Here is a 20,822-nt window from a genome sequence, read left to right on the forward strand (position 1 = left end):
ATATCGTGACCACTGAGCCAATCCTCTCCACCGAAGAATTCAATGAGCAGATGCGCATCCGCATGGAGAAGCGTGCCCGACTGCTGGAGCGCGGTGATGAGCCGTATCCCGTCAAGCCGGAGCGGAGTTCGTCGCTGGCTGAGATCCGCGAACGCTTCGCTGACCTGGAAGCCGGTGAGTCGACGGGGGAGAACGTCAGCGTCGTCGGGCGTGTGGTCTTCCTGCGCAACACGGGAAAGCTCTGCTTCGCAACCCTGCAGGAGGGTGACGGTACCCGTCTGCAGGCCATGTTGAGCCTTGCCGCTGTGGGTGAGGAAGCGCTCGCAGACTGGAAAGCGACCGTCGACCTGGGCGACCATGTGCAGGTCACCGGCGAGGTCATCAGCTCACGGCGCGGTGAACTCTCCGTCATGGCTTCCGGCTGGATGATGGCGTCCAAGGCCCTGCGCCCACTGCCGACACTGCACGCAGGCGTCAATGAGGAGACCCGGGTCCGCCAGCGCTACGTCGACCTGCTGGTGCGGGAGGAAGCGCGGCAGATGGTCCGGACGCGCGCGATGATCACGCGCAGTATCCGGGAGACCCTGCATCAGCGTGAATACATCGAAGTTGAAACCCCTATTCTGCAGCTCGTCCATGGAGGGGCGGCGGCGCGTCCATTCGAGACGCACGTCAACGCTTTTGACCAGAAGATGACTCTGCGCATCGCGCTGGAGCTCTATCTCAAGCGCGCCGTCGTCGGTGGAATCGACCGAGTCTACGAAATTGGCCGGATTTTCCGCAATGAGGGTGTTGATTCGACGCACAGCCCTGAATTCACGATGCTCGAGTGCTACGAGGCTTATGCCGACCAGTTCGTCATGGCCGAGCGAATGAAGGAGATCATCCTCAATTGCGCGGATCTCCTTGGCTCGAGGCAGATCGAGACTCCGGCCGGCACCATTGATCTCGACGGTGAATGGCGCTGGTTGGGCGTTTATCCCGGACTCTCGGAAGCCGTCGGCCGGGAGATCACGCCCCAAACCCCGAAGCAAACGCTCCTCGCGGTCGCAGCCGAACGGGAAATTTCGGTGGATCCCGCGTGGGGCGAGGAAAAACTCGTCCTCGAACTTTTCAGTGAAATTGTCGAACCCACTTTGTTGCAGCCGACGTTCGTTTACGATTACCCGCCCTCTGCCCAGCCGTTGGCCCGCCCTCACCGGGATCAGCCTCAGTTGATCGAAGCCTGGGACCTGATTATCGGAGGGATGGAAAGGGGAACCGCGTTCTCCGAGCTCATTGACCCGGTGATCCAGCGCGAGCGCCTCACCGAGCAGTCGCTGCGCGCGGCTGCCGGGGACGAGGAAGCCATGCAACTGGACGAGGACTTCCTTCGTGCACTCGAATACGGAGCCCCGCCGATGGGTGGAATCGGCCTGGGAATCGATCGACTCGTCATGCTTTTCACTTCCGCCGGTATCCGGGAAACGATCCTATTCCCGCTGCTGAAGCCGGAGCTTGGTTAATTCATGGAGTATTTGACAGTTCTCCTCCCATCCCTCGCAGTGGGGCTCATCTTTTACTTCGTCATGAAGGCGATCTTCAATGCGGACCGGGCCGAGCGGGAAGCGGAATCGGTGGAGCGGACCAATCGGGAGAATGCAATAACAAAACTTCCACCGGAAGAGGATGCCGCAGCGGAGGAGAAGTAAGAACTCAGGTTCGATTCTTTCTCTTTGACGTTTGGCTTTATTGCGGAGGATGATTATTCTGGAATACTGATCCGGGGCCGATTGAGGAGATTATCGTGGCGCAGAAAGTCAAAATCATCCTGATTGACGACCTCGACGGCGGCGAGGCAGATGAAACCGTGAGGTTCGGCCTCGACGGTACGCAGTATGAAATAGACCTTTCGGCGGCACACGCCGAGGAGCTTCGAAGCGCTCTTTCCAGCTATGTCTCGGCAGGCCGGCGTGAAAGCCAGCCGAAACAGCGCCAGAGCGCACCGGCTTCCAGAAACCAGGAAGCCTCGCAAATCCGTGAATGGGCCAAAGCGAACGGCTACAACGTTTCCTCGCGGGGACGGGTCAATTCGGAAATCATCGAGGCATACCGCGCCGCACAGCGCTAGCTGGGTCTCGGGGCACGCACTCCTGCCTCACCGGGCTATCTCGCCTGTGGCGAACACGCCCCACAAGCCTTCCATCGGCACGTAGCATCGAATTACGCGTTAGCTAGGAGTGTGTCTCATGTTTGAGAGATTTACGGATCGTGCCCGTCGAGTTGTAGTGCTGGCCCAGGAAGAGGCCCGCATGCTCAACCACAATTACATCGGCACCGAGCACATCCTGCTTGGGCTAATTCATGAGGGTGAGGGCGTCGCTGCGAAGGCGCTTGAATCTCTCAGCATTTCCCTGGGCGCGGTGCGCGAGCAGGTGCAGGAGATCATCGGGCAGGGCCAGCAGGCTCCCTCCGGTCACATCCCCTTCACTCCGCGTGCCAAGAAGGTGCTTGAGCTGTCTCTCCGTGAGGCGCTCCAGCTCGGTCACAACTACATCGGAACCGAGCACATCCTGCTCGGCCTCATCCGCGAGGGTGAGGGCGTTGCGGCGCAGGTCCTGGTCAAGCTCGGCGCTGACCTGAACCGTGTCCGCCAGCAGGTCATCCAACTGCTTTCCGGCTACCAGGGCAAAGAGCCCGTGGCGTCCGGGGGTCAGCAGCAGGAGGGCACTCCTGCAGGTTCCGTGGTGCTGGACCAGTTTGGCCGCAACCTCACGCAGGCCGCCCGCGAGGGCAAGCTGGATCCGGTCATCGGCCGCGAGCTCGAGATGGAACGAGTGATGCAGGTCCTCTCGCGCCGCACCAAGAACAACCCGGTGCTCATCGGTGAGCCCGGCGTCGGCAAGACCGCCGTCGTCGAGGGTCTGGCACAGGCAATTGTCCGCGGAGACGTCCCTGAGACCATCCGCGACAAGCAGCTGTACACCCTGGATCTCGGCTCGCTGGTTGCCGGTTCCCGCTACCGCGGTGACTTCGAGGAACGCCTCAAGAAGGTTCTGAAGGAGATCCGCACCCGCGGTGACATCATCCTCTTCATCGACGAGATCCACACGCTCGTCGGTGCCGGTGCCGCCGAGGGCGCAATCGATGCGGCTTCCATCCTGAAGCCCATGCTCGCCCGCGGCGAGCTGCAGACCATCGGCGCAACCACGCTGGATGAGTACCGCAAGCACATTGAGAAGGATGCCGCGCTGGAACGCCGCTTCCAGCCCATCCAGGTTCAGGAGCCTTCGGTGGCGCACGCCATCGAGATTCTGAAGGGGCTGCGCGACCGCTATGAGGCGCACCACCGCGTGTCCATCACCGATGCGGCACTCGCCTCGGCCGCGAACCTTGCCGAGCGCTACATCTCCGACCGGTTCCTCCCGGACAAGGCAATTGACCTCATCGACGAAGCCGGAGCGCGTCTCCGTATCCGCCGCATGACCGCGCCGCCGGAGCTCAAGGAGATCGATGAGCGCATCGCCTCGGTAAAGCGGGAGAAGGAATCCGCTATTGACGCCCAGGACTTCGAGGGCGCCGCCCGCCTGCGGGATCGTGAGCAGAAGCTTCACGACGAGCGCATGGACAAGGAGCGCCGCTGGAAGTCCGGTGGTCTCGATGACATCGCCGAGGTTGATGAGGAACTGATCGCCGAGGTTCTCGCCAACTCCACCGGCATCCCGGTCTTCAAGCTCACCGAGGAAGAGTCTTCCCGGCTGCTCAAGATGGAAGAGGAGCTGCACAAGCGGGTTATCGGCCAGGACGACGCCATCAAGGCAATCTCCCAGGCAATCCGTCGTACTCGTGCCGGCCTCAAGGATCCGAAGCGCCCGGGTGGCTCGTTCATCTTCGCCGGCCCTACCGGTGTGGGTAAGACCGAGCTGGCCAAGGCGCTGGCGGAATTCCTCTTCGGCGACGAAGACGCCCTGATCACGCTCGACATGTCGGAATACTCCGAGAAGCACACGGTTTCCCGTCTCTTCGGAGCGCCCCCGGGGTACGTGGGCTACGAGGAAGGCGGACAGCTCACCGAAAAGGTCCGTCGTCGTCCGTTCTCCGTGGTGCTGTTCGACGAGGTGGAGAAGGCGCACGCCGACCTCTTCAACTCGCTGCTGCAGATCCTTGAGGATGGTCGCCTGACCGACAGCCAGGGCCGCGTGGTGGACTTCAAGAACACCGTGATCATCATGACCACCAACCTGGGTACGCGGGACATCTCGAAGGGCGTCATGACCGGCTTCCAGTCGGGCACCGACACCAACACGAGCTACACACGCATCAAGGCGAAGGTCACGGAAGAGCTCAAGCAGCACTTCCGCCCCGAGTTCCTGAACCGTGTTGATGACACCGTGGTGTTCCCGCAGCTGACACAGGACGAGATCATCCAGATCGTCGACCTGTTCCTGGAGCGCCTGAGCAAGCGCATGGCGGACAAGGGCATGAGCATCGAGCTCACTCCCGCAGCCAAGGTGCTGCTCGCCACGCGCGGCTACGATCCGGCGATGGGCGCACGGCCGCTTCGCCGCACCATCCAGCGCGAGATCGAGGACCAGCTGTCCGAGAAGATCCTCTTCGGAGACCTGAAGTCGGGCGAAACCGTCTCGGTAGACGTCGAGGGCGAAGGCGACGATGCTCGCTTCACCTTCGTCGGACACGGCGCACCCAAGGAGATCGAGGATGCACCGCCCGCGATCGAGGCTGTCGTTCCCGAGTGACTGTAACTGCCTGATCGAAAATGCCCGCACCGCATCGCCGGTGCGGGCATTTTCGTCAGGTGCGGCCGGCGCTGACTGTGAAGCAGGACACATCCGGTGATAAAGATTGATGCATGACATCTGCATCCGATTCGCCCACCCCCGCTGAATCTGCCTCTGCCTTCCACGACCTGGACCGCTTCGTTTCCCTCCCGCGATTGAGCGGTCTGACCCTGAGTATTGACGGCACACGGCTTGTTACCTCGGTAGCCACCCTCAACCCCAAGGGCACCGCATACGCCACAGCGCTATGGGAACTGGATCCCACGGGACAGGAACCCGCTCGGCGCATTACCCGCAGTTCGAAGGGGGAGTCAGGCGCCGCGTTCGTGCCCAGCGGTGACCTGCTCTTCACCTCCTCAAGGCCGGACCCGGACGGATCCGATGAGGATCCCGTCGCAGCGCTGTGGAAACTCCCCGCAGCCGGGGGCGAGGCCCGCATAGTTCATTCCCGGCCAGGAGGTATCCAGTCGGTCATCGCTGCAGCGAAAGCGGACGCCGTCGTCGCAGTAGCGGAGGTGCTGGCGGGATCTACCGATGAGGCGGACGATGAGGTGCGCCGTAAGACGCGCAAGGAAGCCGGGGTCGCTGCGATTCTGCACAGCGGCTACCCCGTGCGCCACTGGGACGTCGATCTGGGGCCGGCGGAGCCCCGCTACTTCCTGGTTGAGGAGGACGTCCAGCGCGAGGCTGAACCGGTCACAGTCGACGATGAACCCCGCCTCACACTTCGCAACGTCACCGCCGACTTCGGTCCGGGCCTGCGAAACGCCACTCCCCGGTTCAGCCCGGACGGCACGTTCCTGGTCACCTCCCACACCGTGCCTCTCGCCGGCGGTGATCAGCGGTCGGTTCTTGTGCGGGTTGAGGCTGCGACGGGGGAACGCACTGTCCTGCTGGACCACCCGGATTTCGATTACGACGCCGGCCCCATCAGTCCGGACAGTTCAACGATCGTCGCGGTGGTGCGCCGCCGGACCGGTGCTGATGTGCCGCCCAACGTGGAGCTTGGTCTTCTTCCCGCCCTGGGTGGGCACCTGACACCGCTGGCGGACGCCTGGGACCGCTGGCCCTCTCCTGCCGCCTGGCTGCCGGACGGCAGCGCCCTGCTCGCTACAGCCGACGACGACGGCGCCTGCCCGGTCTTCTCGGTGGACGTGACCTCCGGCCAGGTCCGCAGAGTGACCATGGACGCTGCGGCGTACACCGACGTCGTGGTCTCACCCGACGGTGACACTGCCTACGCCCTGCGCAGCTCGTACGAGTTCCCTGCCGAGCCGGTTCGTATTGACCTTGCTACCGGGACGGTCGTGCCGTTGCCCGCTCCGAGTGCGCGGCCTGAGCTCCCGGGCCGGCTCGAACGCGTGGAGACTGTCGGAGCGGACGGGCACCCCGTGAAGTCCTACCTCGTCCTGCCGGAAGGAGCGGACGGATCAAAGCCGGCGCCCCTCCTGCTCTGGATTCACGGCGGACCGCTTGGATCGTGGAACGCCTGGACGTGGCGGTGGTCGCCCTGGCTGCTGGCAGCAAAGGGGTACGCCGTGCTTCTGCCGGATCCCGCTCTTTCGACCGGGTACGGCCAAAAGATGGTCGAGCGTGGCTGGGGTGCCTGGGGAGACGCGCCGTACACGGACCTGATGGCGGCGACGGACGCCGTGGTAGCCCGCTCGGACATCGATGAGAACCGGACTGCCGCGATGGGCGGCTCCTTCGGCGGCTACATGGCCAACTGGGTAGCCGGCCACACTGACCGTTTCAACGCAATCGTCACCCACGCGAGCCTCTGGGCGTTGGATCAGTTCGGCCCAACCACCGACGCCTCCTTCTACTGGGAGAAGGAAATGACGCCGGAGATGGCGCTGGCTAACTCCCCGCACGCCCACGTGGGGAAGATCAGCACCCCGATGCTCGTCATCCATGGAGACAAGGACTATCGGGTGCCGATCGGCGAGGGACTGCGACTCTGGTACGAATTGCTGTCCAAGTCTGCGCTGCCGGCAGGCCCCAACGGGGAGACCGAGCACCGATTTCTTTACTTCCCTGACGAGAATCACTGGATCCTCAAACCGCAGCACGCGAAGATCTGGTACTCCGTCGTCGAGCACTTCCTCGCGCGGCACGTACTCGGTGAGAAGGTCGACCTGCCCGCCGAGCTGGGAATCTAGCGGGCGCGCAGGTCCCTAGACTGGATCAAATGAGCCACTCCTTTCGAATCCGTCGCGCAACTACCGCTGATGTGCCGATCATCAAGCAGCTCGTGGCCCCGCTCGCGGAAGAGCGCATCCTGATTGCGAAGGAAACGGTCGCCTACTACGAGGGTCTCCAGGAGTTCAAGATCGCCGAAGACGACGACGGCGGTGTGCTGGGGTGTGGAGCACTGCATGTGATGTGGGAGGACCTCGCGGAAATCCGTACCCTTGCCACCGCAGAGGGAGCACGAGGCAGGGGAGTAGGCAGCGCCGTCGTCAATTCTCTACTGGAGGAAGCGCGCGCAATCGGAGTGCGGCGGGTTTTCTGCCTGACCTTCGAGGAGGCGTTCTTCCGCCGGCATGGGTTCCGGGTAATGGAGGATCAGTCGGCGGTTGATCCGGTCGTGTACTCGGAGCTGCTGCGCTCGCACGACGAGGGTGTGGCGGAGTTTCTGGACCTGGCGCGGGTGAAGCCGAATACGCTCGGCAACACAAGGATGATCCGGGAGTTGTGACCTCTGCCTAGCCAGAGACTCTTCCCGCCGATATAATAAGGGTGCTTGGTATTTGAGTCGAAAGTTCGGATATCGGGTGAGTCCTCCCGACTGGAGGACGGACACGTCGACGAAAGGCGGAACGCCATGGGTGCAGACGAGAAAGCGCAGAACAACGCCGAGAAGCTGGGTGGAAAAATCCAGGAAGGCCTGGGTAAGGCTACCGGCAACAGGGACATGGAAGCCGAAGGTCAGAAAGACCAGAGCAAGGCCAACCTCAAGAACGCCGGCGAGAACATCAAGGACGCGTTCAAGAAATAGGCGGCACTGACTACGGCGGCACCAGCCCGTCACCTGTGGGAAGGACCAATTGGTCCTTCCCACAGTTGTTTCCGGGGGCTGGCGGCGCAGGGTCGGACGGATAGGGTCTGGGCAACCGTCACTGCCGCAGAGTACTGTTCAAATACCCTCGCGACCCGCCGGGTGAGGCTTCTTGCTGTAGCGGACACACAGCGGGTCGATCAGTGGCGAACCGGTTTTCACCCGTCGATCACCGTCAAGGAGACTCGCATGAAGAAGCTGATCAACGACCCGCAGGCAGTAGTCACCGAATCCGTCGAGGGATTCGGTGCCGCGCACGCTGACCTGGTCGAGGTTCATTCCGATCCACTGTTCATCACCCGAACGGGCGCGCCGGTTCAGGGCAAGGTGGGTTTGGTATCCGGCGGCGGAAGCGGCCATGAACCCCTTCACGCCGGATTTGTGGGCCGGGGAATGCTTGATGCTGCGGTGCCCGGTGCTGTCTTCACCTCGCCCACCCCGGACCAGATCATCCCTGCCACCCTCGCTGTGGACGGCGGCGCCGGCGTTCTTCACATTGTGAAGAACTACACCGGCGATGTGCTGAATTTCGAAACGGCCGCAGAGATGGCGCAAGCGGAGGGGGTTGAGGTCCGCTCCGTCCTGATCAATGACGACGTCGCGGTGGAGGACTCGCTGTACACTGCCGGCCGTCGTGGCGTTGGCGGGACGGTGCTTGTGGAACGTATCGCCGGCGCGGCAGCGGAGCGTGGTGATTCCCTCGACGCCGTCGCGGAGATTGCCCAGCGCGTCAACGACAACGTCCGCTCGATGGGCGTGGCGTTGTCCGCCTGCACCGTGCCGCATGCCGGTGTACCCAGCTTCGAGCTGACCGAGGAAGAAATTGAAATCGGCATCGGCATTCATGGAGAACCGGGCCGGCATCGCATCTCGATGGAGAAGGCTGACGGTATAACGGACCGCCTTCTGGAGCCGATCCTCAGTGACCTGAAGTCGGCGGAAGGCGACCGTGTTCTGTTGTTCGTCAACGGTATGGGCGGAACCCCTGCCAGCGAGCTCTACATCGTGTACCGCCGGGCTCGCCAGGTTCTTGCTGAACGCGGCGTCTCCGTCGAGCGGTCCCTCGTGGGCAACTACATCACGGCATTGGAGATGGAAGGCGCGTCGATTTCAGTGCTGAAGCTGGACGATGAAATGGTGGAACTTTGGGACACGCCGGTGTGGACGCCGGCCCTGCGATGGGGAGTGTAAATGGGTTTGACTGCACACTGGGCCGAAGCCTGGATCCGTGAGTCCTCCAAGGTCCTCACAGAGCATCGCGCTGAATTGATCGAACTTGACCGCGTCATCGGCGATGCAGACCACGGCGAGAACATGCAGCGCGGTTTCGCGGCCGTAACGGCAAAGCTCGACGGCGGCGGACAGGACACACCGGCGGCGGTCTTCAAGCTCACGGCCATGACCCTGATGTCCACCGTCGGCGGAGCGGCCGGACCCTTGTACGGCACGGCGTTTCTTCGCGCGGCCACCGCGCTTGGTGACGCAGCGGAGATCGATCCTGCCGCCGTCGTCGCTTTTCTGGCGGCAGCACGCGACGGCGTGGTGGCACGCGGCAAGGCGGAGCCGGGGGACAAGACCATGATCGACGCCTGGACTCCCGCGGTGGAGGCCGCCGAAACGGCGAAGTCGGCGGGTGCCTCGAGTACGGAGGTGCTCGAGGCCGCCGCCAACGCCGCGCAGGCCGGCGCTCTGGCAACTGAACCGCTCATCGCACGGAAAGGCAGGGCAAGTTACCTGGGTGAGCGCAGTGCGGGCCACCGCGACCCGGGTGCGCAGTCCACGGCCCTGATTCTTCAGGCAGCAGCAGACACCGCGGGGCGGGAGCAGTGACCGTCGGGCTGGTCATCGTTTCCCACAGCAGCAAAATCGCCGAGGGCGTGATTGAGCTCGCTGCACAGATGGCGCCGAACGTTCAGATGGTCGCCGCCGGCGGCACCAGTGACTCCCCGCCGCGAATCGGTACGAGCCTTGAGAAGGTGCAGTCGGCGCTCGAAGAGGCAGATCAGGGTGACGGGGTGGTTGTGCTCACTGACCTCGGCTCCGCGGTCATGACTGCGGAGATGACACTGGAATTTCTCGCTCCCGACGCCCGCTCGAGGATCCGGCTGCCCCGGGCTGCCCTGGTGGAAGGCTCGGTAGCGGCGGCGGTGCAGGCGGAGTCCGGCAGTACGGTCGACGAGGTTGCAACGGCAGCCGAGGGTGCCGTCGTTTCAATTGACCCCGAGTCACTTGAGCCGTTTGTGTCCCACGGGGCGGCCGCTCCTGGCCACTCGTTACCGCTGGACGAACCCGCCGGAATCCCGGTGACCGGCGCCTGGACGCTGCCGAATAAAATGGGATTGCATGCGCGGCCTGCTGCCGTGCTCGCCAGGGCGCTCACCGATCTGGACGCCGAGGTGACCATCAACGGCGTCGACGGAAAATCGGTGATGCTGCTGATGTCGCTCGCGCTCGGCGAGGGGCAGGAGCTTCGCGCCGAAGCAACCGGCCCGCAGGCGCAGGAAGCCATCGAGTACATCGCGGGTGCGGTCAAGGCAGGGTTCGGCGAACTCTAGTCCGGAATCCCGGGTCAGACCGGTCCCGCGTCAGGCGGACAAAGCGCCACGGTCCAGGGTGAGGGAAAGCTGGAGCGCCTCGCCAGGGCAACCGCGACCGTTGGGATAGACCACTTCGGGAGTGGCAGCAGTGCGGTAATACTGTCCGCCGGATATCACCGTCACGCCAATCTCTTCGGCGGTCAGCCCATCAACGCTGACGAAGCCCACCAGGGTGCCGTTCGGCCGCGCACTCCCTGCGCAGCTGCCGTCCGGCTCGTCAGAGTCGCAGCCGAGATCGACCGTCTCACTTCCGGGGTGAAGCTCCAGCTGATAGGTCCGGCAGCCGTCAATGCAGACCTCGAGCACAGGGTTCTCGATCGCGTCCGCCATGTCCTCCCCGACAGTGACTGATACGCCGGGCTCGGCGCCGATCTCCGTGCACACAAGCGGGCTCGCTCCGCCGCCGGCACACGCGGTGCAGAGCACAGCGGCGGTGAGTGCCGGGGCTGCCCGGATGAATCCCATGGAAGCAGGATAGGCCTCAGCGGGAGAGCCGGCGGATACGATCCGGTACCAATCCCGCCGCGCCATTCAGCGAGCGGGTAACTGCAGTCCGTGCAATGTCTCTTCAGCAAGCCCGTCAGACAGGAGGCCGTCGAGCGCGCGCTCCAGCTGCTCGAGTGGTGCGTTCAGCCCGTACAGTTTCTCCAGGGTCGCGGGGGTGCCGTGTGTCAGCTCGACAGGGCGCTCATGAATCAACGACCGCGGAACGGGGGTCTCCGCGTGGCGCAGGACGTGCATGATGGCGCCGCGCACCTGCCGGTCCGTGCCCGCCCAGGACTGGCCCTTCGGCACGTAGGTGGGGGCAGGTCTCCCCGCCGCGACCCAGGCACAAAGGTCGAGGACAGGACAACGTTCGCAGGCAGGTGTCCGGGCGGTGCAGATGAGCGCACCCAACTCCATCACGGCGACGTTCCATCGCACGGAAGCGTCGTCGTCGTCGGGCATGAGGTTCGCGGCCCGCTTCATCTCAGCCGCGGTCAACGAGGGCGAGGGCAGTGCCGCGCCGCCCACCAGGCGGGCCTGCACCCGCCGGATATTGGTATCCACAACGGTCTCCCTGCGCCCGAAAGCGAAGGCGGCGACGGCGGCAGCGGTGTAGGTGCCGACACCTGGCAACGCCAACAGGGCATCATACGAGCTGGGCACCTCACCGTTATGACGGACGACGACGGCGGTCGCCGCAGCGTGCAGGCGGAGCGCCCTTCGCGGGTAGCCCAGTCGACCCCAGTGCCGAACTGCCTCGCCTGACGGAACGGCGGCCAGGTCGGCCGGCGTCGGCCAGCGGGTCACCCACTCCTCCCACACGGGCAGCACCCGGGAGACCGGTGTCTGTTGAAGCATGATCTCGCTGACCAATACGCCCCACGGCGTCCGGGAGGGTAAACGCCACGGTAGGTCGCGGGCAGCATTATCGAACCAGTCGCTCAGGCGGGCATGCAGCACTGCAGTGTCCACGGTGAGCTCCAGGTGTTCGGTAAAAGGGCAGGATCCACCTTATCGAAGCTCGGTCGGAAGTGGAGGCTTTGCGGCGTGGTGCGCACTGCTGCTGCCCCCGTGTCTCTTAGCCTTGAATCATGAGCTCGGCAGGAGGTACAGGCAGCAGCCGGGTGAAAATCCCCCGGCGGAAACCGAGCCCACAGGTGTACCGGCGTCGACGCCAGGTGGCCGCGGTGTTGGCGCTCTTGCTTGTAGGCGCTCTGGTGTGGGCGGCCATCGCCATCGCGGGCCTGTTCCGTGGTGATCCGGAGCCTACTCCCGTCGCGGCAAACTCCCCAGGTGCTGTTCCCGAAGCTACCGCGTCCGCCCCGACTACCGCTTCACCGTCTCCGACACCGTCCGCAACCGCCAGTGAGAGCTGCAACCCGGCCGCTGTCAAAGTCACCGGCAGCACCGACTCGGAGAGCTACGCAGAGGACCAATCGCCGGTCCTGTCCCTGACTGTCAGCAACACCGGTGATGTTCCTTGCCCGATCAACGTCGGCACTTCCCAGATGGAATTCCTCATCACCAGCGGCGATGACCGCATCTTCTCGTCCAGGGACTGCCAGGAGGGCGCGGAGGACCTGGAGGTGACCATCGAACCGGGAGATTCGGAGACGGCGCGGTTCACATGGGGGAGGATCCGCAGCACGCCCGAGTGCGCCGCAGTCGACGCAGTGCCCGGAGCCGGCCAGTACGTGTTCCAGACCCGCCTGGGCGAGCGCGTCAGCGACGAGGTCTCGTTCAGCCTTGAGTGAGGGTTGGTCTCAGGCGCGGCTACATGAAGCGGTCGAGCAGGCTGGTTTCCGCGATTCTTGAGAGACCTTCACGGACGGTGCGGGCGCGCTGATCACCGATGCCGTCCACGGCCATCAGGTCATCGATATTGGCGGCCATGAGGTTCTGCAGCCCGTCAAAATGATCGACCAGCCGGTTGGCGACCGTGGGAGGAACCGCCTTGATACCGGAGAGCAACCGGTAGCCCTTGGGTTGCACTACGGCATCCAGCGAATCCGACGACGGGTTGAAACCAAGGACACTGGCAATGGTTCCGAGGTCGATCAGGTCCGTTGAGCTGAACCCCTGGAGGCGTGCCAGCTGTTCCTCGACAGGCGCCGCGTTTCCATCCAGCCCTGAGTAGTCACGCAGCACCATCTCGCTGCCCGGGCCCAGGCCCGTGGTGAGCTCTTCCACCTGTAGCGACAGGAGACGGCCGTCGATGCCCAGCTCGAGTACGTACTGGGAAATCTCCTCGGAGATGCGACGCACCATTTCCTGGCGCTGCAGGGTGACTGCTACGTCCCGAACAGTGACCATCGCTTCAATCTCAAGAGCCGAGAGCGACCCCGTGACCTGGTCCAACCGCGCACGGTACCGCTCAAGGGTGGCCAGCGCCTGATTGGCGCGCGCCAGCACCGGCTCGGAACCCTCGAGGACGTGCCGCAGGCCGTCAACGTAAAGCGCAATGATCTGCATGGACTGGCTGACAGAAATAACGGGGAAACCGGTCTGGATTGCCACGCGTTCGGCGGTTCGGTGCCGGGTGCCTGATTCCTGCGTTTCGATGCGGTGGTCCGGCACCAGCTGCACGCCGGCGCGGAGGATGTTGCTCGCGTCCCGGTCACAGACTATTGCACCGTCCATCTTGGCGAGCTCCCGCAGGCGCGTCGGCGAGAAGTCGATTCCGATGTCAAAGCCGCCCGAACAAATTGAATCCACCGTGCGGTCGAACCCCAGAACAATCAGGGCGCCGGTGCGGCCGCGCAGGATTCGCTCAAGGCCGTCGCGCAGCTGCGTACCCGGCGCTACCCGCGCAAGGGTTGCCTTCAGCGCGTCCTCCGGACTGCGTGCCATCTCACTCCCTCTTCCTGCCGGACGGGCGAATGCACGATCCGGCAGTTCCTAATCCTATGGGAGCGCGCAATCGGCTGTTGGCCCCGTTTCTGCTCAAATCCATAACGTTCGGATCTGTTACGCCCCGAAACGACCAACGGCAGCGTCAGAAGAGCAGTTCCAAAGCCTCCGTGAGGGTGCTGATCTGCTTCACGGTGAATCCGGCCGGTATGCGGCCGGGCCCGTTCGGCGACTCCGGTACGACGGCGTGGGTGAAGCCCAGGCGCTCAGCCTCCTGGATGCGCCGGGAGATGCCCGGAACGGGACGTACTTCCCCGGCAAGGCCCACCTCGCCGAACGCAATCATGCGGGAGGGCAGCGCCTGGTTGGTCTTGGCGGACGCAATTGCCAGCGCCACCGAGAGGTCCGTTGCCGGTTCGCTCAGCTTCACTCCACCTACCGTCGCGACGTAGCTGTCGTCCTTGTGAAGTTGCAGCGACGCACGCCGCTGCAGGACGGCAAGGAGCATGGACACCCGGGAGCCATCCAGGCCGCTGGTGGCGCGGCGCGGCTGTGCGTTCGCTGACTCGGCAAGGAGGGCCTGAACCTCCGCCAGCAACGGCCGCCTGCCCTCCAGCGTGACGGTGATGCAGGTTCCCGCGACGGGTTCCTTGGTGCGGGAGACGAACAGCCCGCTGGGATCAGCAAGACCCTCGATGCCGGTGTCCGTCAGGTCGAAGCACCCCACCTCATCCGTGGGACCGTATCGGTTCTTGACTGCGCGCATGAGACGGAGGCGTGAATGCCGTTCGCCCTCAAACTGGCAGACGACATCCACCAGGTGTTCCAGCAGCCGGGGTCCCGCGATGGAGCCGTCCTTGGTGACATGCCCAACCAGCAGCGTGGTCATGCCCCGGGTCTTGGCAGCATTAATCAGGGACGCAGCCACTTCCCGTACCTGGGTAACCCCGCCGGCGCTACCGTCCACCGCCGGGCTGCTGAGGGTCTGCACCGAGTCCACAATGAGCAATGCGGGATCCACCTTCTCGACCTGGCCGAGCGCCTGGCTGAGGTCTGACTCCGCGGTCAGATAGAGCGTGTCCGCGAGGGCACCGATGCGCTCCGCCCGGAGTTTCACCTGCGCCGAGGACTCCTCACCGGTGACGTAGAGGACCGTACGTCCCAGCCGTGCCACCCGTGCCGCGACATCCAGGAGCAGGGTGGACTTGCCGACGCCGGGTTCACCGGCGACAAGGATGACTGCTCCCGGCACCAGCCCACCGCCGAGGACCCTGTCCAGTTCACCTACTTCAGTGGGCTGGTAGGAAGCGGTGGTGGCGTCCACATCGGCGATGCGGAGGGCCGGCCGCGCAACGGTAGTAGCCGCCGTCGTACGGGCAACGCCTGCTGCGGCGGTTTCCTCCACTGTTCCCCAGGCCTGGCACTCGCCACACCTGCCGACCCATTTGGCGGTGGTCCAGCCGCACTCTCCACAGCGATAGGCGGGGGATTGGGCGCGCGAGCGCGCGGTCTTTGTTGCCATGACTCAAACGTACCGGGTGCTTCTGACAGTCCTGTCGAAGCTCACAGCTTCGGCAGGTAGCCGGCGGCATCCTCGTGCGAAAGGCCGGTGGCTTCGAGCAGGTCGACGACGAGGGGCCGGTACAGGATGACGAGGCCCTCACCCTCGAGGCGCGTCACGTTGAGCCGGGCAGGATGCAGGACCGTGGCGACGGCCGCCAGATCCTCACGGGCCCTTCGCAGGTGCTGATCCCTTTCGGAGGCGGAGGACGAGTGAAGTGCCAGCGCGAGGACATCCACGGCGTCGGCGGTCTCCTCGATCACCTGCGCGAGTGACTGCACCGCCTCGTCCGAGAGGGCGGCGTGGTTGATCACGGACGTCAGGCGTCGGGAGAACACCCGGCTGTTGCGGATGGCAAGGTCAATGAAACCAATCGACCCCCGAAGCTCACCGAGCTCACCCCGATGCCTCCGGTATGCCGGTGATATCCGGGCGACCTCGGCAGCCGCGCGCATCGAACCGGACAGGCCGTCCATGAGCGGCTGACAGTTCCGTGCCCTCACCAGCGCGTGCCAGGCCTGAGTCGAGTCGCTCGCGGAGAGCGCCCGCGAGTTCTCGCGGAGCACGCCCGAGAGCTCGCCGAGCAGTTTGCGCACATCACCCTTCGGTTCGCGGCGCGGGTCGCGCGGCATCACCATGGTGATCAGCAGGGCGAAGACGCCACCGACGATGGCATCCACACTGCGCGTGAACGGCCCGCCGTCCGGAGCGGGCAGCAGCACAACCAGGAGGGACTGCAGGGCAAGTTGGGTGGTGAAGATGGTGCCGCTGTCCAGAAAGCGGGCCAAAAGTACAGAGATAAAAAGCACGACGGCGGCCTGCCACAGTCCCGTGCCCAGCACGGCAAGCAGAACATCGCCCACGGCGATTCCCAGTGTGCAGCCGAAACCGACCTCGAGCACGCGGCGCAACCGCGGATCGCGGGAGAAGCCCAGGGCGATGAGGGATGAGGTGGCGGCGAAGAGGGGACCCTCATGGCCCAGTACCTGCTCGGCGAACGCGTATGCGCCCACGGCGCCGACGGTGATCTGGACGGCCGGGAGCAGAGAGGATCGGCTGCGGCGCAGACCGACGCGGGATCGGTTGCGCACGAAGGAACGTGCACGGTCCACTCTGGATCGCCGGGTCATACGCCTGACCCTACCGCCGGTCGCGGTCCACGAGGGTGAAGCTGGTTGCCCTGCCGCTGGTCCGCGTCCGGACGGCGGCGAGCGGAGCTACCAGCAGGAGTGAACCGGCAATCAGCTCCATGAACTCCTCGAGATGGGAGAGCAGCTCCAGCGCGATCACCGGCGCCCCGAGGCGAATCAACTCACCGGCGACGAACTCCAGCCCGACGGCGGCAAAGAGCAGTGTCGCTATGCCAAGCACTATCAGCCGGGTCGATTTTTCGGGCAGGCGACGGGTGCTGATGATTGCCATGATCAGGACGACCGCCGCCAGCGGAACGCCGAGGATCAACCAGACGAAGGTGAAATCCGGTACCTCTGCAAACTGCAGGACGAGGCCGTCGAGGCGTTCATGGAGCTCGGTGCCTTCATCCAGGGAAAAGAGGAAGACTATTCCGCCAAGAATCCACCAGGCAGCGGCGCCCCTGATTTTTTGGTGTTGGGCCAAGACCGCGACGAACACAAGGCTGGTGCTTGCTGCGGCAAGCTGCGCAACCGACCACCAGGTGGGGAAGTTGCCCTCGCCGTTCACATCGAAGTAAGCGCTGAAGGGAGTTGCTCCTCGCTCCTCGCCGGTGAGCAAGGGGGAGATGAGACTGAGTGTCACAACCAGGACGTGAACCACCCCGAGCGGGAACAACAGGCGGCGCCAGCGCAGCGGGTGGTCATGCCCTCCGACCGAGGACCTTTCACCCGTCTCCGGATGCTCCGGCCGGTTTTCGGTGGTCATGCGTTTAACGCTAGTCCGTCTCCTGGGGAAAAGGATGAGACCTAAATAACCCATTCAATCCAAAGCACAAGGGCCGCGGACGAAGTTGGGGTAAATATCCTCCCAGCGTTCACTTTCCGTTCACTTTCACCGGTCAGTCTCGTTACCTGCGGTGCCTAGCGTGTCATGCGTACCGAATCTCGTACAGACAACTGTCGAAGACAGGATCCGTGCCTTTTGTGAGCACCGACTGTTCAAAAACCCTGGAAGGGGCAATATTCAAGTGAAGGCTCTTCGCTTTGGCCGCGCTGCGGCAGTAATCTCTGTGGCCGCTCTGGCCCTCACGGCGTGTGGCTCGGACAACGCCGTCACTCCGGCGTCGGAGGGCGAGTCAAGCGCAGCCCCCGAAAGCACCGTTTCCGGAACCCTGACCGGCGCCGGCGCCTCATCGCAGCAGGCAGCAATGACCGCATGGAAGGCCGGTTTCGAGGAACTGAACACTGATGCAACAGTCCAGTACTCCCCGGACGGCTCCGGCGCGGGACGTGAAGCATTCCTCGCCCAGGCCGTGCAGTTCGCCGGTTCCGACGCATACCTGAAGGACGAGGAGTACGAAGCCTCCAAGGAGATCTGCGGACCTGACGGCGCGATCAGCATCCCTGCCTACGTGTCGCCGATCGCCGTAGCCTTCAACCTGCCGGGCGTTGAGGCAGTCAACCTCGATGCAGAAACCATTGCGTCCATCTTCAAGGGCGAAATCACCAACTGGAACGACGAGGCAATCGTCGCCCAGAACGAGGACGTCGATCTGCCCGACCTCGCGATCACCGTAGTTCACCGCGCCGACGAGTCGGGCACCACTGAAAACTTCGTCGAGTACCTTGCTGCCGCTGCACCTGAGCAGTGGACCTACGAGGTGTCCGGTGACTGGCCTTCCGACATCGTCGCAGAGAATGCCCAGGGAACCAACGGCGTCGTTTCCACGACCTCGGCAACCGAGGGCGCTATCACCTACGCTGATGCTTCAGCTGTGGGCGACCTTGGACAGGTGCACGTGCAGGTTGGCGAAGAGTATGTAGAGCTGAGCGCCGAGGCTGCTTCGCGTGCAGTTGAGGTAGCTACTCCTGTTGAGGGCCGTGGAGACCTCGACATGTCCCTCGACCTTGAGCGTGATACCACTGAATCCGGTGCCTACCCCATCGTTCTGATCTCCTACCACGTGTACTGCACCACGTATGAGGACCAGGAGACCGTGGACCTCGTCAAGGCCTTCGCCACCTACGCAGTCAGCGAAGATGGCCAGGCAGACGCAGAGGGTTCGGCGGGCAACGCCCCGATCTCCGAGACCCTGCGCGAGCAGGCAATGGAAGCCATCGATTCCATCACGGTTGCTTCCTAATCAGCCGACAATGCCCCGCCTGGCCGATCCCGGCCCGGCGGGGCAATTGGCTGTCTGCAACCCAAGCGGGTTGCGGGTACCTTGTAAGAGCGAGACAGTAGCGTGAGCGCTGTCCCATTTGATTCCGCGCAGCGCCGAAAGGTCCACACGTGTCCACCAATGCAGTGAAACGAACGGGTGGTGCAGGTCAATCCGGAGACAAGATCTTCTCCGGCGCCAGCCTGCTAGCCGGCTGTTTGATCCTGGCAGCCCTCTTCAGCGTCGCCGTGTTCCTCATCATCGAAGCCCTTCCGGTCCTCGGTGAAGACCCAGCGGAGATCACCGGTGGTCAGGGCTTCTTCTCCTACATCTTCCCGATCGTCATCGGCACCATCATTGCGGCAGCGATTGCTCTCCTCATCGCGACACCGCTCGGCATCGGCGTTGCGCTGTTCATCTCACACTATGCGCCCCGCAGGTTCGCCCAGGGCCTCGGATATGTGATCGATCTTCTCGCCGCCATCCCGTCGGTGGTTTACGGTGCCTGGGGTTACGCCGTCCTGGCTCCGCAGTTGGCCCTTGCTTACGCATGGCTGGCAGAGAATGCCGGGTGGGTTCCACTGTTCGAAGGCCCCGCAAGCCAGACCGGACGCACCATTCTTACCGCCGGCATCGTCCTCGCAGTCATGGTCCTGCCGATCATCACCTCGCTGAGCCGTGAAATCTTCCTTCAAACGCCGAAGCTTCACGAAGAAGCAGCCCTCGCCATGGGAGCCACACGGTGGGAAATGATCAGCATGGCGGTTCTGCCGTTCGCCCGTCCGGGCATCATCAGCGCCGCAATGCTGGGTCTGGGCCGCGCGCTCGGCGAGACGATGGCTGTGGCCCTGGTTCTCTCGGGAGGTGGGTTGACCGCGAGCCTGATCACGTCCGGAAATCAGACAATCGCTGCGGAAATTGCGCTCAACTTCCCGGAGGCATATGGCCTGCGGCTGGCCGAACTCATCGCAGCCGGCCTGGTGCTTTTCGTCATCACGCTTGCCGTCAACGTCATCGCACGGTGGATCATCAGCCGGCACAAAGAATTCTCAGGGGCTAACTAATGGCCAACGCCACTCTGACTCCGCGTCGCTCCCAACTGACCAAGGGCAAGATGCCCTCCTACACCCTCTGGGTGGTGCTGGCAGGATCACTCGTGCTGGGTGCTGCGCTGGCCGCCCTGGTCGGCTTCAGCCTGGTGCCCTGGGCCCTGTTCAGCGCACTGATCTTCATCGTTGCAGGAACTGCTGCCACCGGCGTTATCGAAGGGGCGCGCAAAGCGCGCAACCGTCTGGCGATGTTCCTGGTTTACGGTGCATTCCTGGTGGCGCTGCTTCCCCTGTTGTCGGTGATCTGGACCGTGCTGGAGCGGGGGCTGCCCGGGCTGACCTACAACTTCCTGTTCACTTCGATGAACGGCGTTACCGGAGCGATCGACAACCAGACTGTCGAAGAGGGCACGCCGGTTCTTGGCGGTGCCTACCACGCCATCATCGGTACGCTTCAGATCACCCTGTGGGCGACCCTCATCTCCGTACCGATCGGCCTGCTCGCGGCCGTGTATCTGATCGAGTACTCAACGGGCGGCAGGCTCGCAAGGGCCATCACCTTCTTTGTCGACGTCATGACCGGTATCCCTTCCATCGTCGCCGGCCTCTTCGCGGCGGCACTGTTCGGCCAGTTGTTCGGCCCTGGAACCCGTACGGGGTTCGTTGCCGCGGTGGCGCTGTCCGTCCTGATGATCCCGGTAGTGGTGCGCTCCACTGAGGAAATGCTGAAGATCGTCCCGAATGAGCTTCGGGAAGCCTCTTATGCGTTGGGCGTGCGCAAATGGCGAACCATCACCCGGGTGGTCATTCCGACGGCGATCTCCGGCATCGCGTCCGGTGTCACGCTCGCGATCGCCCGCGTGATCGGAGAGACCGCTCCGATTCTGGTGACTGCCGGATTCGCCAGCGCGATCAACTGGAACGTGTTCGGTGACTGGATGAGCACCCTGCCCACGTTCATCTACTACCAGATCCTCACCCCGACCTCCCCAACGGCCACCGACCCCAGCACGCAGCGTGCGTGGGCGGCCGCGCTGGTGCTGATCATCATGGTCATGCTCCTGAACCTCGTGGCGCGCCTGATCGCCCGCCTCTTCGCTCCCAAGACCAGCCGCTGACCCGCCGGCACAACCAGAAGGATCACC

Annotated in this window: 20 protein-coding genes; 14 read left to right on the forward strand and 6 right to left on the reverse strand. The window is 63.9% G+C overall.

Going from position 1 to position 20,822, the window contains the following annotated elements; all coding sequences use genetic code 11:
* The first annotated feature begins 50 nt into the window (after window positions 1-50).
* From lysS to dhaM, 10 genes are all read left to right on the forward strand, one after another.
* Window positions 51-1,505 (forward strand): lysine--tRNA ligase, encoded by a 1,455-nt coding sequence (gene lysS / locus M1D74_RS00575; RefSeq protein WP_309070134.1) that lies wholly within the window; start codon window positions 51-53, stop codon window positions 1,503-1,505.
* Between the two features lie 3 nt (window positions 1,506-1,508).
* Entirely contained in the window at window positions 1,509-1,691 is a 183-nt protein-coding gene (locus tag M1D74_RS00580; protein ID WP_309070101.1) for a hypothetical protein, read from the forward strand.
* Window positions 1,692-1,786: 95 nt separating this feature from the next.
* A complete protein-coding gene (locus M1D74_RS00585; protein WP_309070100.1) occupies window positions 1,787-2,110 on the forward strand; it encodes a histone-like nucleoid-structuring protein Lsr2 in 324 nt (107 codons plus the stop codon).
* Between the two features lie 118 nt (window positions 2,111-2,228).
* The gene (locus M1D74_RS00590; RefSeq protein ID WP_309070099.1) at window positions 2,229-4,736 is read left to right on the forward strand and encodes an ATP-dependent Clp protease ATP-binding subunit; all 2,508 of its coding nucleotides are present in this window, start codon (window positions 2,229-2,231) and stop codon (window positions 4,734-4,736) included.
* Between the two features lie 113 nt (window positions 4,737-4,849).
* Entirely contained in the window at window positions 4,850-6,940 is a 2,091-nt protein-coding gene (locus M1D74_RS00595) for a S9 family peptidase (protein ID WP_458116149.1), read from the forward strand.
* A 29-nt stretch (window positions 6,941-6,969) separates the two neighbouring features.
* A complete protein-coding gene (locus M1D74_RS00600; RefSeq protein WP_309070097.1) occupies window positions 6,970-7,479 on the forward strand; it encodes an amino-acid N-acetyltransferase in 510 nt (169 codons plus the stop codon).
* 126 nt (window positions 7,480-7,605) lie between these two features.
* Window positions 7,606-7,779: a CsbD family protein gene (locus M1D74_RS00605; RefSeq protein WP_309070133.1), complete on the forward strand. Its 174-nt coding sequence runs from the start codon at window positions 7,606-7,608 to the stop codon at window positions 7,777-7,779.
* A 249-nt stretch (window positions 7,780-8,028) separates the two neighbouring features.
* Window positions 8,029-9,030 (forward strand): dihydroxyacetone kinase subunit DhaK, encoded by a 1,002-nt coding sequence (dhaK, locus tag M1D74_RS00610; RefSeq protein WP_458116150.1) that lies wholly within the window; start codon window positions 8,029-8,031, stop codon window positions 9,028-9,030.
* Entirely contained in the window at window positions 9,031-9,669 is a 639-nt protein-coding gene (gene dhaL, locus M1D74_RS00615; RefSeq protein WP_309123638.1) for a dihydroxyacetone kinase subunit DhaL, read from the forward strand. It begins immediately after the preceding gene.
* Entirely contained in the window at window positions 9,666-10,394 is a 729-nt protein-coding gene (dhaM, locus tag M1D74_RS00620) for a dihydroxyacetone kinase phosphoryl donor subunit DhaM (RefSeq protein ID WP_309070094.1), read from the forward strand. The genes dhaL and dhaM overlap by 4 nt, the downstream gene beginning before the upstream one ends.
* A gap of 30 nt (window positions 10,395-10,424) precedes the next feature.
* Here the strand turns inward: dhaM and M1D74_RS00625 are convergent, their stop codons facing one another.
* On the reverse strand, window positions 10,425-10,901 hold the full coding sequence (locus tag M1D74_RS00625) for a hypothetical protein (RefSeq protein WP_458116151.1): 477 nt from the start codon (window positions 10,899-10,901) through the stop codon (window positions 10,425-10,427).
* Window positions 10,902-10,967: 66 nt separating this feature from the next.
* Complete coding sequence (locus M1D74_RS00630) at window positions 10,968-11,894, reverse strand: A/G-specific adenine glycosylase (protein ID WP_458116152.1); 927 nt, start codon at window positions 11,892-11,894, stop codon at window positions 10,968-10,970.
* Window positions 11,895-12,013: 119 nt separating this feature from the next.
* On the opposite strand from M1D74_RS00630, the gene M1D74_RS00635 reads away from it, so the two are divergent.
* Window positions 12,014-12,676: a DUF4232 domain-containing protein gene (locus M1D74_RS00635; RefSeq protein ID WP_458116153.1), complete on the forward strand. Its 663-nt coding sequence runs from the start codon at window positions 12,014-12,016 to the stop codon at window positions 12,674-12,676.
* A 19-nt stretch (window positions 12,677-12,695) separates the two neighbouring features.
* On the opposite strand, the gene disA is transcribed toward M1D74_RS00635, so the two are convergent.
* The 4 genes from disA to M1D74_RS00655 form a co-directional block, all read right to left on the reverse strand.
* Window positions 12,696-13,772: a DNA integrity scanning diadenylate cyclase DisA gene (disA, locus tag M1D74_RS00640; RefSeq protein ID WP_309070090.1), complete on the reverse strand. Its 1,077-nt coding sequence runs from the start codon at window positions 13,770-13,772 to the stop codon at window positions 12,696-12,698.
* 145 nt (window positions 13,773-13,917) lie between these two features.
* The gene (gene radA / locus M1D74_RS00645) at window positions 13,918-15,294 is read right to left on the reverse strand and encodes a DNA repair protein RadA (RefSeq protein ID WP_309070089.1); all 1,377 of its coding nucleotides are present in this window, start codon (window positions 15,292-15,294) and stop codon (window positions 13,918-13,920) included.
* A 41-nt stretch (window positions 15,295-15,335) separates the two neighbouring features.
* Window positions 15,336-16,463 carry an FUSC family protein gene (locus M1D74_RS00650; protein ID WP_309070088.1) on the reverse strand — a complete coding sequence of 376 codons (1,128 nt, stop codon included), beginning with the start codon at window positions 16,461-16,463 and terminating at the stop codon, window positions 15,336-15,338.
* 10 nt (window positions 16,464-16,473) lie between these two features.
* Window positions 16,474-17,232, reverse strand: a complete 759-nt coding sequence (locus M1D74_RS00655; RefSeq protein WP_458116154.1) for a hypothetical protein — start codon at window positions 17,230-17,232, stop codon at window positions 16,474-16,476.
* Window positions 17,233-17,494: 262 nt separating this feature from the next.
* Here M1D74_RS00655 and pstS point away from each other — a divergent pair, with 262 nt between their 5' ends.
* The 3 genes from pstS to pstA all read left to right on the forward strand — a co-directional run bounded on the left by pstS (window position 17,495) and on the right by pstA (window position 20,795).
* Window positions 17,495-18,610 (forward strand): phosphate ABC transporter substrate-binding protein PstS, encoded by a 1,116-nt coding sequence (pstS, locus tag M1D74_RS00660; protein WP_309070086.1) that lies wholly within the window; start codon window positions 17,495-17,497, stop codon window positions 18,608-18,610.
* Between the two features lie 149 nt (window positions 18,611-18,759).
* Window positions 18,760-19,692: a phosphate ABC transporter permease subunit PstC gene (gene pstC / locus M1D74_RS00665; RefSeq protein ID WP_309070085.1), complete on the forward strand. Its 933-nt coding sequence runs from the start codon at window positions 18,760-18,762 to the stop codon at window positions 19,690-19,692.
* Window positions 19,692-20,795, forward strand: coding sequence for a phosphate ABC transporter permease PstA (gene pstA, locus M1D74_RS00670; protein WP_309070084.1), 1,104 nt, complete (start codon window positions 19,692-19,694; stop codon window positions 20,793-20,795). The genes pstC and pstA overlap by 1 nt, the downstream gene beginning before the upstream one ends.
* The last annotated feature ends 27 nt before the right edge of the window (window positions 20,796-20,822 follow it).

The sequence above is a fragment of the Arthrobacter sp. D2-10 genome, from assembly GCF_054161285.1.

Bases quoted from the DNA above. Each gene is read 5' to 3' on its own strand.
- lysS (WP_309070134.1), top strand. From the start codon at position 51: ATGCGCATCCGCATGGAGAAGCGTGCCCGACTGCTGGAGCGCGGTGAT.
- M1D74_RS00580 (WP_309070101.1), top strand. From the start codon at position 1,509: ATGGAGTATTTGACAGTTCTCCTCCCATCCCTCGCAGTGGGGCTCATC.
- M1D74_RS00590 (WP_309070099.1), top strand. From the start codon at position 2,229: ATGTTTGAGAGATTTACGGATCGTGCCCGTCGAGTTGTAGTGCTGGCC.
- M1D74_RS00595 (WP_458116149.1), top strand. From the start codon at position 4,850: ATGACATCTGCATCCGATTCGCCCACCCCCGCTGAATCTGCCTCTGCC.
- M1D74_RS00600 (WP_309070097.1), top strand. From the start codon at position 6,970: ATGAGCCACTCCTTTCGAATCCGTCGCGCAACTACCGCTGATGTGCCG.
- M1D74_RS00605 (WP_309070133.1), top strand. From the start codon at position 7,606: ATGGGTGCAGACGAGAAAGCGCAGAACAACGCCGAGAAGCTGGGTGGA.
- dhaK (WP_458116150.1), top strand. From the start codon at position 8,029: ATGAAGAAGCTGATCAACGACCCGCAGGCAGTAGTCACCGAATCCGTC.
- dhaL (WP_309123638.1), top strand. From the start codon at position 9,031: ATGGGTTTGACTGCACACTGGGCCGAAGCCTGGATCCGTGAGTCCTCC.
- M1D74_RS00625 (WP_458116151.1), bottom strand. From the start codon at position 10,901: ATGGGATTCATCCGGGCAGCCCCGGCACTCACCGCCGCTGTGCTCTGC.
- M1D74_RS00635 (WP_458116153.1), top strand. From the start codon at position 12,014: ATGAGCTCGGCAGGAGGTACAGGCAGCAGCCGGGTGAAAATCCCCCGG.
- disA (WP_309070090.1), bottom strand. From the start codon at position 13,772: ATGGCACGCAGTCCGGAGGACGCGCTGAAGGCAACCCTTGCGCGGGTA.
- radA (WP_309070089.1), bottom strand. From the start codon at position 15,294: ATGGCAACAAAGACCGCGCGCTCGCGCGCCCAATCCCCCGCCTATCGC.
- M1D74_RS00650 (WP_309070088.1), bottom strand. From the start codon at position 16,463: ATGACCCGGCGATCCAGAGTGGACCGTGCACGTTCCTTCGTGCGCAAC.
- M1D74_RS00655 (WP_458116154.1), bottom strand. From the start codon at position 17,232: ATGACCACCGAAAACCGGCCGGAGCATCCGGAGACGGGTGAAAGGTCC.
- pstA (WP_309070084.1), top strand. From the start codon at position 19,692: ATGGCCAACGCCACTCTGACTCCGCGTCGCTCCCAACTGACCAAGGGC.